At 66.1% G+C, this 12,714-nt stretch carries 15 protein-coding genes; 6 read left to right on the forward strand and 9 right to left on the reverse strand.

Annotated elements, in window-relative coordinates; all coding sequences use genetic code 11:
• The 5 genes from QTH91_RS01440 to QTH91_RS01460 all read right to left on the reverse strand — a co-directional run bounded on the left by QTH91_RS01440 (position 1) and on the right by QTH91_RS01460 (position 4,931).
• Positions 1-1,905, reverse strand: a complete 1,905-nt coding sequence (locus QTH91_RS01440) for an autotransporter assembly complex protein TamA (RefSeq protein WP_438273539.1) — start codon at positions 1,903-1,905, stop codon at positions 1-3.
• A gap of 74 nt (positions 1,906-1,979) precedes the next feature.
• Entirely contained in the window at positions 1,980-3,167 is a 1,188-nt protein-coding gene (locus QTH91_RS01445) for a vWA domain-containing protein (RefSeq protein WP_286658257.1), read from the reverse strand.
• Positions 3,168-3,198: 31 nt separating this feature from the next.
• Positions 3,199-3,801 carry a GNAT family N-acetyltransferase gene (locus QTH91_RS01450; protein ID WP_286658258.1) on the reverse strand — a complete coding sequence of 201 codons (603 nt, stop codon included), beginning with the start codon at positions 3,799-3,801 and terminating at the stop codon, positions 3,199-3,201.
• A gap of 19 nt (positions 3,802-3,820) precedes the next feature.
• Complete coding sequence (locus QTH91_RS01455) at positions 3,821-4,081, reverse strand: hypothetical protein (RefSeq protein ID WP_286658259.1); 261 nt, start codon at positions 4,079-4,081, stop codon at positions 3,821-3,823.
• Positions 4,082-4,088: 7 nt separating this feature from the next.
• Entirely contained in the window at positions 4,089-4,931 is an 843-nt protein-coding gene (locus QTH91_RS01460) for an AAA family ATPase (protein ID WP_286658260.1), read from the reverse strand.
• 166 nt (positions 4,932-5,097) lie between these two features.
• Here QTH91_RS01460 and QTH91_RS01465 point away from each other — a divergent pair, with 166 nt between their 5' ends.
• The gene (locus tag QTH91_RS01465) at positions 5,098-5,784 is read left to right on the forward strand and encodes a c-type cytochrome (protein WP_286658261.1); all 687 of its coding nucleotides are present in this window, start codon (positions 5,098-5,100) and stop codon (positions 5,782-5,784) included.
• 152 nt (positions 5,785-5,936) lie between these two features.
• The gene (locus QTH91_RS01470) at positions 5,937-6,359 is read left to right on the forward strand and encodes a DUF4189 domain-containing protein (protein WP_286658262.1); all 423 of its coding nucleotides are present in this window, start codon (positions 5,937-5,939) and stop codon (positions 6,357-6,359) included.
• Between the two features lie 6 nt (positions 6,360-6,365).
• Here the strand turns inward: QTH91_RS01470 and QTH91_RS01475 are convergent, their stop codons facing one another.
• The 4 genes from QTH91_RS01475 to QTH91_RS01490 are packed head-to-tail and all read right to left on the reverse strand — an operon-like array spanning position 6,366 to position 9,387.
• Positions 6,366-7,286, reverse strand: a complete 921-nt coding sequence (locus tag QTH91_RS01475; protein WP_286658263.1) for a DUF1932 domain-containing protein — start codon at positions 7,284-7,286, stop codon at positions 6,366-6,368.
• A 21-nt stretch (positions 7,287-7,307) separates the two neighbouring features.
• Positions 7,308-8,288, reverse strand: a complete 981-nt coding sequence (locus QTH91_RS01480; RefSeq protein WP_286658264.1) for a Bug family tripartite tricarboxylate transporter substrate binding protein — start codon at positions 8,286-8,288, stop codon at positions 7,308-7,310.
• Between the two features lie 27 nt (positions 8,289-8,315).
• Positions 8,316-8,933, reverse strand: a complete 618-nt coding sequence (locus QTH91_RS01485; protein ID WP_286658265.1) for a DUF6151 family protein — start codon at positions 8,931-8,933, stop codon at positions 8,316-8,318.
• Between the two features lie 19 nt (positions 8,934-8,952).
• Complete coding sequence (locus QTH91_RS01490) at positions 8,953-9,387, reverse strand: DUF1841 family protein (RefSeq protein WP_286658266.1); 435 nt, start codon at positions 9,385-9,387, stop codon at positions 8,953-8,955.
• A gap of 143 nt (positions 9,388-9,530) precedes the next feature.
• Between QTH91_RS01490 and QTH91_RS01495 the strand changes: the two genes are divergently transcribed.
• The 4 genes from QTH91_RS01495 (at position 9,531) to QTH91_RS01510 (ending at position 12,712) form a co-directional block, all read left to right on the forward strand.
• Positions 9,531-10,220: a phosphatase PAP2 family protein gene (locus QTH91_RS01495; RefSeq protein ID WP_286658267.1), complete on the forward strand. Its 690-nt coding sequence runs from the start codon at positions 9,531-9,533 to the stop codon at positions 10,218-10,220.
• A 75-nt stretch (positions 10,221-10,295) separates the two neighbouring features.
• Positions 10,296-10,577, forward strand: a complete 282-nt coding sequence (locus tag QTH91_RS01500) for an acyl carrier protein (protein ID WP_286658268.1) — start codon at positions 10,296-10,298, stop codon at positions 10,575-10,577.
• Positions 10,578-10,615: 38 nt separating this feature from the next.
• A complete protein-coding gene (locus tag QTH91_RS01505; RefSeq protein ID WP_286658269.1) occupies positions 10,616-11,839 on the forward strand; it encodes a beta-ketoacyl-[acyl-carrier-protein] synthase family protein in 1,224 nt (407 codons plus the stop codon).
• A gap of 153 nt (positions 11,840-11,992) precedes the next feature.
• Positions 11,993-12,712 carry a DUF899 family protein gene (locus QTH91_RS01510; protein WP_286658270.1) on the forward strand — a complete coding sequence of 240 codons (720 nt, stop codon included), beginning with the start codon at positions 11,993-11,995 and terminating at the stop codon, positions 12,710-12,712.
• The last annotated feature ends 2 nt before the right edge of the window (positions 12,713-12,714 follow it).

Raw genomic sequence — 12,714 nt, forward strand, 5'->3', positions numbered from 1 at the left:
TCAGAACGTGAAGCCGAAGCGAAGGTGCAGACGCACGTCCTTCACGTCGAAGCCGTAGGCCAGATCGGCCTGCACCGGGCCGACGGGGCTACGCCATCGCACGCCGAAGCCGGCGCCGATCTTGGGCTGTAGGTTGCCGGGCCGGTCGGCCACGCTGCCTGCATCGACGAACAGCACGCCCTCGTAGTCGGTGAGCTTCTGGTCGTAGACGATCGGCTGTTGCCACTCGATGCTGGCCACGCCCAGGTAGCGGCCCGCGAGGATCTGGCCGTTGTCCGCGTCGACGCCGATCTGGCGATAGCTGTAGCCGCGCACCGTGGTGTCGCCGCCGGTAAGGAAGAGCTGCGTCTGCGGGATCTGGGCTTCGTCCTTGGCGCTCACGGCTCCGCCTTCGAGCCGCATCGCCAGCCGGGGCCTTCGCGCCGCGCCCGTCGGGGTGTCGACCGAGCCGATGGGCAGGATGCCGAGCCACCGCCCGTAGGCGCGGGTATAGGGCAATCGTTCCCCCAGCAGGGTGTAGCCCAAGCCCAGTTCGACCGCCAAGCCCATGCCCTTGGTCGGCGCGGCAGAGTTGTCGAAGTAGCGCCCCGTCCAGCCCCAGTTGATGCTCAGCGAACTCGCCGACGGCGGCGGGTCGACGCCTTTGCTCATCGAGTAGTCGTATTGCGCGAACACGCTTCGGTCGATGTGGCCGTCGGCCTTGGCACGGCCGCTGCGGATGCGCGCGCTGTCGACCGTGTAGGTGCCCGCGTTGTTCTCGCGCTTGATCTCGCCCAGGTCGAACCAGTGCCAGCCCGAATCGTCGGGGAGCGCTCGCCATTCGGTATTGAGCAGTTGCGTGTTCTTGTCGTACGAGAACTTCGAGACGGCGCGCCAGCCCAGGATCGGCATCTGATTGTGGATGTGGTCCATCGACACGCGCGGTCCACTGTCCGACGTAAAGCCCACGCCCAGCACCACCTTCTGCAGCGGGGCTTCGCGCACTTGCGCGGTGACCGGCGCAGCGTTGGGGTCGACGCCCTCGGACGTGTCCATCGTCAAGAAGACCGAGTCGTAGTAGCCGCTGCTGGCCAGGCGCAGCTGGGCATCGAGGAGCTTTTGCTCGTCATAGTCCTGGCCCACTGGCAGGCGGGCGATGCGACGCGCTGCGTCGACGTCGTAGCGCTGCGCGCCGCTCACGGTCAGCGGGCCGAAGCGATAGGCGGGCCCGGAGTCGTAGCGCACCGCAAGACTGGCCTTGGCCGCATCGGCATCGATGTCGGCCTGGCTGTCCTTGATGCGTGCCCGCGGATAGCGCTTGGCGGCCAAGGCGCGTATGCCGGTGCTCTTGGCGCCGTCCCATCGCGACTGGGTGAAGGTCTGCCCGGCCGGCAGGCGCCAGCCCGCGCGGATGCCGCTGCGCTGCGCCGCGTCCTTGGGGTCGTCGGCGACGGCGCCGTCGAATTCGATCGCCACCTTGTCCACCTTGGTCAGCGGACCGGGTTCGACCTCGACGCGCACGCGCCGCGGGGCCTTCTTGTCCTCCGGCGTTTCCTGAAGGCTCAGTGTGAGGGTGGGGGTGAAGTAGCCCAGCGTATTGAGCAATTCACGCGCATTGCTTTCGGCGGCCACCATCAGGCGTGACACTTCGTTGGCGCCGAGGTCGTCGAGCTGGCGGTAGCGCTGCAGCTCGAGGTGCTGTTCGAGGTAATCGCTGATCTTGCTGTCGGGCGACTGCACCTCCAGCGAGAAGGCGTCGCGGCCGTCGGCCCGGCCGGCCGAGGCGATGGGCGCGGTGTCGGTGCCCGCCTCGGCCTTGTCCTTGGTCGCAAGCATGCCGCACCCCGAAAGGAGGAGCGCGCAGAGCAGCAAAAGGCAAGGGAGCACCGGCCTCAGGAACGGCGCGCCGGACGAGAACCGAAGCATTGGTCGATTCTGACACCGGGCAACGGGCCACCCGGGCAGAACTGGTCAACCGGTTACGTTTTTTCGGCGCGTTCCTACTTGGTCAGAAGGCGCATCGCTTCTTCGAGCCCACGCAAGGTGAGGGGGAACATGCGGTTGGACATCAGCTGCTGGATGACCGAGATGCTCTGGCGGTATTGCCAGACCCCTTGCGGCTCGGGGTTGATCCATGCGAACTTGGGGAAGGCGTGCGTGAGGCGCTGCAACCATTCGGCACCGGCTTCCTCGTTGTTGTATTCCACGCTGCCGCCGGGCTGGAGGATCTCGTAGGGGCTCATGGTCGCGTCACCGACGAAGATGAGCTTGTAGTCCTTGTTGTACTTGCGCAGGATGTCCCAGGTGGCGAACTTCTCGGAAAAGCGCCTGCGGTTGTTCTTCCACATGAAGTCGTAGACACAGTTGTGGAAGTAATAGAACTCGAGGTGCTTGAACTCCGTCTTCACGGCCGAGAACAACTCCTCGACGCGATGCACGTGCTCGTCCATGGTGCCGCCCACGTCCATGAGCAGCAGCACCTTCACGTTGTTGTGCCGCTCCGGTCGCATGCGGATGTCGAGCCAGCCGGCATTGGCGGCGGTGGAGCGGATGGTGCCGTCCAGGTCGAGCTCGTCCTCGTGGCCTTCTCGCGCGAAGCGGCGCAGGCGGCGCAGGGCCACCTTGATGTTTCGCGTGCCGAGTTCCTGCGTGTCGTCGTAGTCCTTGTAGGCGCGCTGGTCCCAGACCTTGACGGCGCTCTTGTTCTTGCCCGCGCCGCCGATGCGGATGCCCTGCGGGTTGTAGCCGCCGTGTCCGAAAGGCGAGGTGCCGCCGGTGCCGATCCACTTGTTGCCGCCCTCGTGCCGTTCCTTCTGCTCTTCGAAGCGCTTCTTGAGCGTCTCCATGAGCTCGTCCCAGCCCATCTTCTCGATCTTGGCCTTTTCCTCGTCGGTGAACTCGCGCTCCAGCGTCTTGCGCAACCAGTCCAGCGGCACTTCCTTGGTGAAGTCGGTGACCAGTTCGATGCCCTTGAAATAGGCGCCGAAGGCCCGGTCGAACTTGTCGTAGTGCTTTTCGTCCTTGACGAGTGCGGTGCGCGACAGGAAGTAGAAGTCGTCCATGCCGAACGCGTCGTCGGAGTTGGGACCCACCACATCGGACTGCAGGGCTTCCAGCAGCGTGAGGTATTCCTTGACCGAGACCGGCAGCTTGGCCGCCCGCAGGGTGTAGAAGAAGTCGATCAGCATGGTCTTGGCTCCATGGCTTGCGCGGATGTGATCAGCGCGGCTTGTCCAGCAGGTATAGCAACTGCGCCTTCACCTCCGGCCATTCGCCGGCCCGCAGGCTGTACATGACGGTGTCGCGGATGGTGCCGTCGCGGCGCAGGGCGTGGCCGCGGATGACTCCGTCCTTCTTCGCGCCAAGCCGCTCGATGGCGGCCTGCGACGCGAAGTTGAAGTTGTCGGTGCGCCAGCCCACCACATGGCAGCCCAGCGTGTCGAAGGCATGCTGCAGAAGCAGCAGCTTGCAGGTGGTGTTGACGTGCGTGCGCTGCACCCGCCTGGCATACCAGGTGTAGCCGATCTCCACGCGCTTCACGGCTGGCAGGATGTCGTGATAGCTGCTGGTGCCCAGCACCGTGCCGCTGGCTTCGTCGATCACCGCGAAGGCGAAGCGGTTGCCGGCTTCGCGCATCGAAAGCGCCTGCTCGATGTAGTCGCGGGTGTCCTTCGGCTCGGGGACCGACGTGACGCGAATGTTCCACAACTCGCCATCCTCTGCGGCTTGCCGCAGTCCGGCTTCATGGCCCAGCGAAAGCGGCTCGAGCCTCACGCCGCGGGCGGCGAGGGTAACGGGTTCGACGAAGGCAGATGTGCTCATGGATGGATGCGTCGGGGACTCATTCGCGCGGATCGCCGTAGCGCCGCGTGTACCAGATTCGTGCGGCCTGCAGGCCGGCACCACCACCCAGGCCGATCAGCGCAATGCCGATGATCGCGGTGGACGAGTAGCCAGAGCCGGGCGCAAAGGCATCGCAGCCAAGGGCCAGCCCCAGGTAGCGCCCGAGCAGCGCGCCCACGAAGAAGCCAACGGCCTGCGACACGCCTTGCACCAGCAGGCGGCCGGTCGACGGCGCTTCGCGCTTGTCGTTTGAAGCCACGGGCCGCTCAGCGGTTGTGCCGCTGCATGAACACGAGCTTCTCGAACAGCGTCACGTCCTGTTCGTTCTTGAGCAGTGCGCCCACCAGCGGCGGCACGGCGACCTTGTCGTCCTTGCTCTGCAGCGCCTCGAGCGGGATGTCCTCGGCCACGAGCAGCTTGAGCCAGTCGAGCAGTTCGGACGTGGAGGGCTTCTTCTTCAGGCCGGGCAAGTTGCGCACGTCGTAGAAGGTCTTCATCGCCGCGGCGAGCAGGTCCTTCTTGAGGTCGGGGAAGTGCACGTCGACGATGCTCTTCATCGTCTCCGCGTCCGGGAACTTGATGTAGTGGAAGAAGCAGCGCCGAAGGAACGCATCCGGCAGTTCCTTCTCGTTGTTGGAGGTGATGAACACAACGGGGCGATGCTTGGCGCGGATGAGTTCGTGCGTCTCGTAGCAGTAGAACTCCATGCGGTCGAGCTCGCGCAGCAGGTCGTTCGGAAACTCGATGTCCGCCTTGTCGATCTCGTCGATCAGCAGCGCCACCGGCTGGTCTGCCGTGAAGGCTTGCCACAGCACGCCCTTGACGATGTAGTTCTGGATGTCCCTGACCCGCTCGTCGCCCAGTTGGGAGTCGCGCAGGCGGTTGACCGCGTCATATTCATACAGGCCCTGCTGCGCCTTGGTGGTGGACTTGATGTGCCACTGCAGAAGCGGCAGGCCGAGCGCGCTGGAGACTTCCTCGGCCAGCATCGTCTTGCCGGTGCCGGGCTCACCCTTGACCAGCAGCGGCCGCTTGAGCGTGATGGCCGCATTCACGGCCAGCATCAGATCCTGTGTGGCGACGTAGTTGTCTGAACCCTTGAATTTCATGAAAGGCAAGTCCGTTGGCAGGAGTGGTGGAGCGGAAACAACAGGCGGATCAAAAAGGCGCGGAACCTGGGGCAAAGCCCGACAGGGCGCTCAAATTGCCCCCCCTATAATCGCCCGCGGTTCGCCGGGAAACCTGTTGCTATCTCCACGGGATTGTGCTCGCAAAATGAACAAGTTGTTGTCCACGATGTTTGCCCTGGCTGTCGCTTCCGTGACGGCACAGGTGGCCCATGCCCAGCAGGTCACGGGCAGTGTTGAAAACGGTGCCAAGAAGACGGCCATGTGTTTCGGGTGCCACGGCATCATCGGTTACCAGGCCAGCTTTCCCGAGATCTACAAGGTGCCCAAGATCGCCGGCCAGAGCGCCAGCTACATCACGGCCGCGCTCACGGCCTATAAGACTGGCGATCGCAAGCACCCCAGCATGCGCGCCATTGCCGATACCCTGTCCGAGCAGGACATCGCCGACCTGTCTGCCTACTACGCGCAGCTCGGCATGAAGGAAGGCGACGCCGTTCCCGCCACCGCACAGGCTCCAGAAGCCGTGCAGGCGCTCATCTCGCGCGACAAGGACAACAGCTGCACCAAGTGCCACGGCGCCAACTTCAACACGCCCAACGACGGCACGGTACCCAAGCTGGCTGGCCAGTACGCCGACTACATCTCCGCGGCCCTGCGCTCGTACAAGAGCGACGGCGGCGCCCACGGCTATGTGGGTCGTACCAACGCGGTGATGGGCGGCCAGGCCAAGCAGTTCAGCAATGCCGAGATCAAGCAGCTGGCCAACTACATCAGCGCACTGCCCGGTGACGTGAAGACGGTGCCCGAGTCGCGCTTCCATCGCGGCGACTGACGCAACCGGCTTCATCCAGTCATCTTCGCCCTCCGAGATCCCGCGCCCGCAAGGCGTGGCCGATCGCGGAGGGCGAAGTCTTTTTGCCGCCCGGTTTACCGGGCTTCAACGAAGCGGGGAACCTGCACAGGGTCGCGCGATCGGATGTCAACATGAAGAACAACGCCATCACCACCATCGCGGCCCGCGCCCTGTTCTGGTCGTGCACGGCCCTCGGCCTACCTGCTGTTGCGCTGGCCGATGCACCGCCCGCGTGGGGTGCCATCGCAGGCACGCAAGGCGGCTACGGCTACGCTTTTTCGCAGCCTTCGCGCGCGGCGGCGGAACGGGCCGCCATCGATCAATGCGAAGGCGCACTGGCCAAGTCGCGCGCAACGAGTGCGCGCGGCAGTTGCGTGGTTCGCACCGCGTTCGATCGCAGCTGCGGCGCCATGGCCGTGGGCAACTTTGGCGAATGGGGCATCGCCATCGCGCCGACGGAGGCCGACGCGCGTCGGGACGCCGTGCAGCAATGCAATTCGCACTTGCCTACCGAGCCGTGCAAGGTGTCGGTGGGCTTCTGCTCGCTGCGCTGAGACGGCTCAGGCGGAGCCGTCGGTCTCCTTGCGAATCTGCTCGAGCAACCGGTCCGCATAGTCCTGCCAACGGGCATCCTTGCCGACGCCGTCGAACACCCCGGCCTGGGCCAGTTGCGACACCCACGCTTGCTTGTGCGCGGTGGCCGATGCCATCAGTGGATCGAAGCCGCCTTCTCGCACGGTCTGGGCGGCCTCGCGCATCTCTTCGGCGCGGCGCTTGCCGTGCTGCACGACGCGGCTGAAGAAATAGGCACCCTGGCGTTCCCAGTCGATCTGCGGAAAGGTTTCCGCCAGCGTTGGCAGCACATGCTCTTCGACGCCGTAGTGCCGTGCCGTTGCGTAGCTTTCGATGACCAGCGCCTCCAGGCCCTTGATCATGATGCTGCGGCTCATCTTGATGGCTGAGGCGACGCCCAGGCGATCGCTCACCACCCGCGCATCCATGCCCCAGTCCGCAAGGGTCTGCGCCAGCTCGTTCGCCTTGAGGCCGCCCAGCAGCATCGGCACGCAAATGCCATAGGGCGGCACCGAAGTCATCACGCCGGCTTCCACATAGCTGCAGCCTGCGGCTTCCAGCACGGCGGCGGCGCGCTGCTTGGTGCCTGGCGACGCAGAGTTGAGATCGAGAAAGCGCGTGCCGGGTCGAACATGCCGCGCCGTTTCTTCGGCAACGGCCAATGTGTTCGATGCGGTGACGGCGCTGATGAGCACGTTGCACGCCTTGCACAGCTCGGCATGGCTCGCGGCCACATGGACGCCATCGACCTGCGCGCGCGAGCGCATGGCATCGCCGTCGGCAGCGGGGCCTTCCTCCAGGCGGATGTCCCAGACGTGGATGGCTTCGATGCCGGCCTTGCCCACGAGGCCGCGGCTGAAGATGCCGCCGACTTCGCCGTAGCCGATGATGCCCAGAGTGACGTTCATGTTCGCACCCGAAGCCTTCGGCTATTGCTTGGCGATGCCTGCGCGGGCGATCACGTCGCTCCAGCGCTTGATTTCACTGTCGAGCAATTGGGCAAGTTCGGCAGGCGTGCTGGAGCGGGCCTGCACGCTGAGTTCGGCCAGTTGCTTGCGCAGCTCATCGCTGGCAAGCACCGCGCGGGCTTCGCGGGCCAGGCGTTCGATGATCTCGCTCGGCGTGCCAGCCGGTGCGGCCAAGGCATTCCACGAGGCGACGTTGAAATCCGCCACGCCCGCGCTTTCGGCAAGCGTAGGCACCTGCGGCAGGAAGGGCGAGCGCTGTTTGCCCAGCACGGCCAGCGCACGGACCGCGCCGGCGCGAATCTGCGGCAGCAGCGGCGCGAGGATCTCCACCGAGGCATCGATCTGTCCGCCGCGCAGGGCTGTCAGCACGGCCGGCGATCCGTTGAAGGGCACGACCTGGAAGTCCGCCTTCGTCGCCATGCGGATGAGTTCGGCCGACAGATGCTGCGTGCTTCCCACGTTGATGCTGCCGATGTTGAGCGTGCCGGGCTTGGCCTTTGCCTCGGCCAGAAGCTCCTGCACGGTCCTGAAGCGCGAGTTCTGGGGCACCACCAGGGCCAGATCGAATTCACCGAGCAGCGAAATGGGGGCGAAGTCCTTGCGTGCGTCGAAGGGCAGCTTCTTGAACAGGCCCTCGCTCACTGCCGTGCCGTTGCTCATGAGCAGCAGGGTGTAGCCATCGGGCGCGGCCTTCGCGACCAGGTCGCCTGCCACCACGCCGCCGGCGCCGGGGCGGTTGTCGACCACGATGCTCTGCCCCAGCTTTGGGGCAAGCGCCTGGCCCACCGCCCTTGCGGTGAGGTCGGCCACGCCGCCCGCACCGAATGGCACGACCAGTCGGATGGGCTTGTCAGGGTAGCCTGCCGCCAGGGCTGGCAAGGGCCAGGTGGCTGCGGCGATGGCGCTGCCGGCACCGGCGGCGATCAGGGCGCGTCGTTTCATTCTTCAAGGTCTCCAGGTATTCATGCGTCACGGGCCGCGACGCGCGTCGGCGAGTTCCTGTTCGGAAAGCACACGCGCATCGCGGAGGGGTCGGCCGTCCTCGCGGCGAAAGAAGGGGCTGGTTTTCCAGCCGCCGTCGATCCGCGCTGCCGCCACCGAAGCGATGATCCGGGCCATGTGGCCCAGCGTTGCGAGGCGGCGCGACGGCACCGGAGCGCGAGCGCGCCCCGTATAGACCGCCAGGCCGGCGGCAGGGCCGAAGCCTGCGTCGAGGTCGCTGCGCCTGTCTGCGAACGCGGTGTGCAGCAGCCCGACATACGACAGGCGCTGGTCCTTCGTGATGTTGGCGATCCCGGTCGAGCAGCAGCGTGCATACCAGCGCAGCAGACCGCCGGGGCGCAGCCGGAGGCAGGCCAACTGTTCCGATCCTTGCGTGAAGCGCAGGTGCTGCTGCAGGGTCGACACGACCTCGGTCCCGCCTTGGGCATCGAGCACCGTGTCGGCCTGGCCGATGGCACGCGCATAGGCCTGGCAGTCGCTGCAGTAGCAGGTGACGCGGGCGACGGGGGCGCCGCGCGCCAGTACGCCGCGCAGCTGGCCACAGCGGCACTGCACGGGTTGGTCTGCGTCCAGGCGGGTCTTCATGCCTCGATGCAAGGGCCTTTCAGTCCCGGGTGGCGCGCCGCTGAACGCAGGCCACGTAGCCTTCGCCATCGGGTGGACGCCCTGCGCGCTGGGATTCCCACATCATCTGGCCCAGGCATTCCATCGCCTCGTGGTGCGCGTCGAGCAGCGAGTCGCGCCGGGCTGCCAGCAACTCGACCGCTTGCCGGATGCCTCGCGGCTGGTCGATCGAGCACTGCTCGCTGATCGACAGGTGCATCGACAGGTGCAGGAACGGGTTCTCACGGCCATCCTTGCCGTCGTAGACCCGAGCGACGGCGGCGTCGGCGTCCTGCAGGTCCGCGTGATATTCGGGATGCTGGTCGATCCAGCCGGCGGCCAGGCTTTCCAGCGCCTCCATGGGTTCGCCTTTGCGGCTCTTGGCATACACGTCGCAGAAAAAGCGACGCACCTCTTCGGGGGACGGGTTGAACATGGGACTGCAGCGAGTAGGGGTCCGAGCGTAGCACCGTGCATCGACCGACGGCCACGGGCGGGCTTTTTGCGCATTGCCGACATCGAAGTCGGGCAAGATGCGGGGTTTCAACGCTGCAATCCTCCATGCATGTCAATCCGCCAGTGCCCTGGACCACCGACATCGGCGAGCGCTTTCGCGATCGCCAGTGGCTGAAGATCCTGGGGACAACGGTGTGGATCTGGGTGTTCTTCATCGGGTACTTTCACCTGCTGCGCAATCCCATGGGCCCGGTGTTCGAGATGCCCTGGACCTTCGTGGACGACTGGGTGCCGTTCCAGCCCGCGTGGCTCATTCCGTACCTGTCGCTGTGGGTCTACGTGGGCATCGCTCCGGGCCTGCAGCGCGGCTTTCTGCCGCTCGTGGCTTACGGCTTGTGGGCCGGTGCCCTGTGCGTGGCCGGACTGCTGTGCTTCATGTTCCTTCCCACGCGGGTGCCGCCTGTGAGCATCGATCCCGGCGGTTTTCCGGGCTTTGCCATGCTCCAGGGCATCGACGCAGCCGGCAACGCCTGTCCGTCGATGCACGTGGCCATTGCGCTGTTCACCTGCGTCTGGCTCGAGCACATCCTGCGCCAGGCCGGCGCGCCGCGATGGCTGCGCCTGATCAACCTCGCATGGTTCCTGGCCATCGCCTACTCGACCATGGCCACGCGCCAGCACGTTTTCCTGGATGCGTTGGCCGGCGGGGTGCTGGGAGGGCTGTTTGCGTGTGCATCTTTGCGCTGGCGGCCGGCGGATGTGCCTCGCGCGGCGCATGAACCCGCGACGGTGGCTATCATGGACCGTCGTTAGCCCGGTCTGCATGGGGAAGGATGTTGGCCGGGGCATCTTCAAATGTAAACAAAACTCCAAGATGAGCCCGAGCCCATGAATTCGCTGAAAGAACTGCAGGACCTGATCCATCAGAAATACGGCATGTCCCCGGAGGACATCGACCCCCACGCGTCCATGCGCGACAAGGGATTCGACTCGCTGGCGCTGGCCGAATTCCTCTTCGAGATCGAGGATCAACTGGGCATCTCGCTGCCCGATCCAGATCCGGAAATGGACACGCTCGCCCAACTTGCCGAACTGGTCGACCGCGCCCGCGCCGAGCCCGCCGCTGCCAAGACAGCCGCCACGGCAGATGCCACCGAAGTGGCAGGCTGAACCTGCGACTGCAACGCCGCCAGAGGATGACAAAGAGGATGACGACAGGCGTCGGCGTGACCGGGATGGGGCTGGTCTCGCCGCACGGTACCGAGCCGCTTGACGTCTTCGATGCGCTGGTGCGCGGGCAATCCGCGCTGCGAGCGGTGTTTCCCGAATTGGCCAGGCCCGCCGTCGCGGCCACGGTGGATTTCGACCCGTCACCCTGGTTCAACAAGCTTCAGCTTGCCGGCGTCGACCGCGTGAGCCAGATGGCCGTGGCCGCGGCCACCAAGGCGCTCGAGGACGGCGGCTCGCCATTGGCGGATGCCGGCCTCGCACGTGACAGGGTGGGCGTCTACGTCGGTTGCGGCATGGGCGGCGCCACCGCCCTCGAGACGGCCTACGGCATGGGTGCCAGCAGCGGCAGGGTGCCGCCGCTCACCATTCCGGCCTTCATGCCCAATGCGCCAGCCGCTCACATCGCCATGCGCCATGGCATCACCGGACCGGTGCTGAGCTACGCGGTGGCGTGCGCCTCGTCAGCGGTGGCCATCGCCGAGGCTGCGAAGGCGGTCGCCTGTGGCGACGTGGACGTGGCGATCGCGGGTGGCACCGAGGCCTTGATCGTTCCCGGCGTGGTACAGGCCTGGCAGGCCATGCAGACCCTGGCCAGCGCACCACCTGAAGAGGCCGCTGGCGCGGTGCGCCCCTTTGGCGCAGAGCGTTCCGGCTTCGCGCTGGGCGAGGGCGCTGCATTTCTCGTCCTCGAAGCAGAGCATCACGCGCAGGCCCGCGGCGCCCGCATCCACGCGCGGCTGGCGGGCTGGGGCATGAGTTGCGACGCCACGCACCTGACCAAGCCGAATGCCCAGGGCCAGGCTCGTGCTTTGAACAGCGCGCTGCGCATGGCCGACATGTCGCCGCGCGACGTCGGCTACTGCAATGCGCACGGCACTGCTACGCGCGTCGGCGATCCTGTGGAATGCGAGGCGCTTGCGGCGGTCTGGGGCGACGACCTGCAGGACCTGAAGGTCAGCTCCACCAAGGCGCTTCATGGCCACCTGCTGGGTGCGGCTGGGGCGCTGGAAGCGCTGATCAGCATCATGGCGTTGCGGGAGCGCCGCTTGCCGCCCAACTTTCATGGTGCCGCTCAAGATCCGGCCTGTGCCGTTGCGCTGGTGACGCGCGAGCAGACCGAGGCCGCGAACCTCCAGGCCGCGATCAGCAGTTCTTTCGCCTTCGGTGGCACCAACGCGGCCTTGCTGTTCGCAAGCATTTGAGTGCTGGCGCTTTCGCGCCCAGCCCACCAAGGACGTGTACGGCGCGGCTCACGCGAGTCGTCGGACTTCTCCCGCAGACGCCAGGCCCGATGCGAGCGCAACATGCCAGCGTGCCCCGGCGTCCGCCGGAAGTCTAGAAGGAGCAGCCGCGCCATGAAAGCCCAGGCCTCACCCGACCGCCCACTTGAATCCGCTTTGGACCTGGCCGCCCGCACGGGCCGTCGGTTTCCCGGCGAGAGTCCGGCCTATCGCGATGCGCGCCTGGCACTGTTGGCTGAAGAGATCGAACTGCGGCGGCACATCGAACGCGTGGCCGAGCAGCGCCGACGCTTGCCGCCGGGCGGCGAGGTCCCGCAGGACTATGTGTTCATGGGGGCTCAGGGCGCGGTGATGCTGTCGGAGCTGTTTGGCATACACGACTCGCTGGTCGTGTATCACTGGATGTATGGGCCTCGGGCCGAACGTCCATGCCCGATGTGCACTTCGCTGCTCTCGGCGCTGGACGGCGAGGTGCCCGACCTGCTTCAGCGCACCGCCTTCGTCGTGGTGGCTCGCTCTCCCTATGCGCGTCTGGCGAGCTTCGCCATCGAGCGCGGCTGGCGCCATCTGCCGCTGCTTTCCACCTTCGGCAACTCCTTCAATCAGGACTACATCGACGAAGACCCTGAAGGCCCGGATGTCGCAGGCTTGAACGTTTTCAAGCGCGAAAGCGGGGTCATACGCCACTTCTGGGGCGACGAGATGAACGAGCAGACGGCCGACTTCGGCCAGGATCCACGCGGCGCGCCCGATCTCATGCCGCTTTGGACCTTGCTCGACAAGACCCCGCAAGGGCGCGGCCGGGACTGGCGCCCTTCATTGGGCTACGAGTGACT

The organism is Variovorax dokdonensis (genome assembly GCF_030316895.1).
GTDB classification, from domain to species: Bacteria; Pseudomonadota; Gammaproteobacteria; order Burkholderiales; family Burkholderiaceae_C; genus Variovorax; species Variovorax dokdonensis.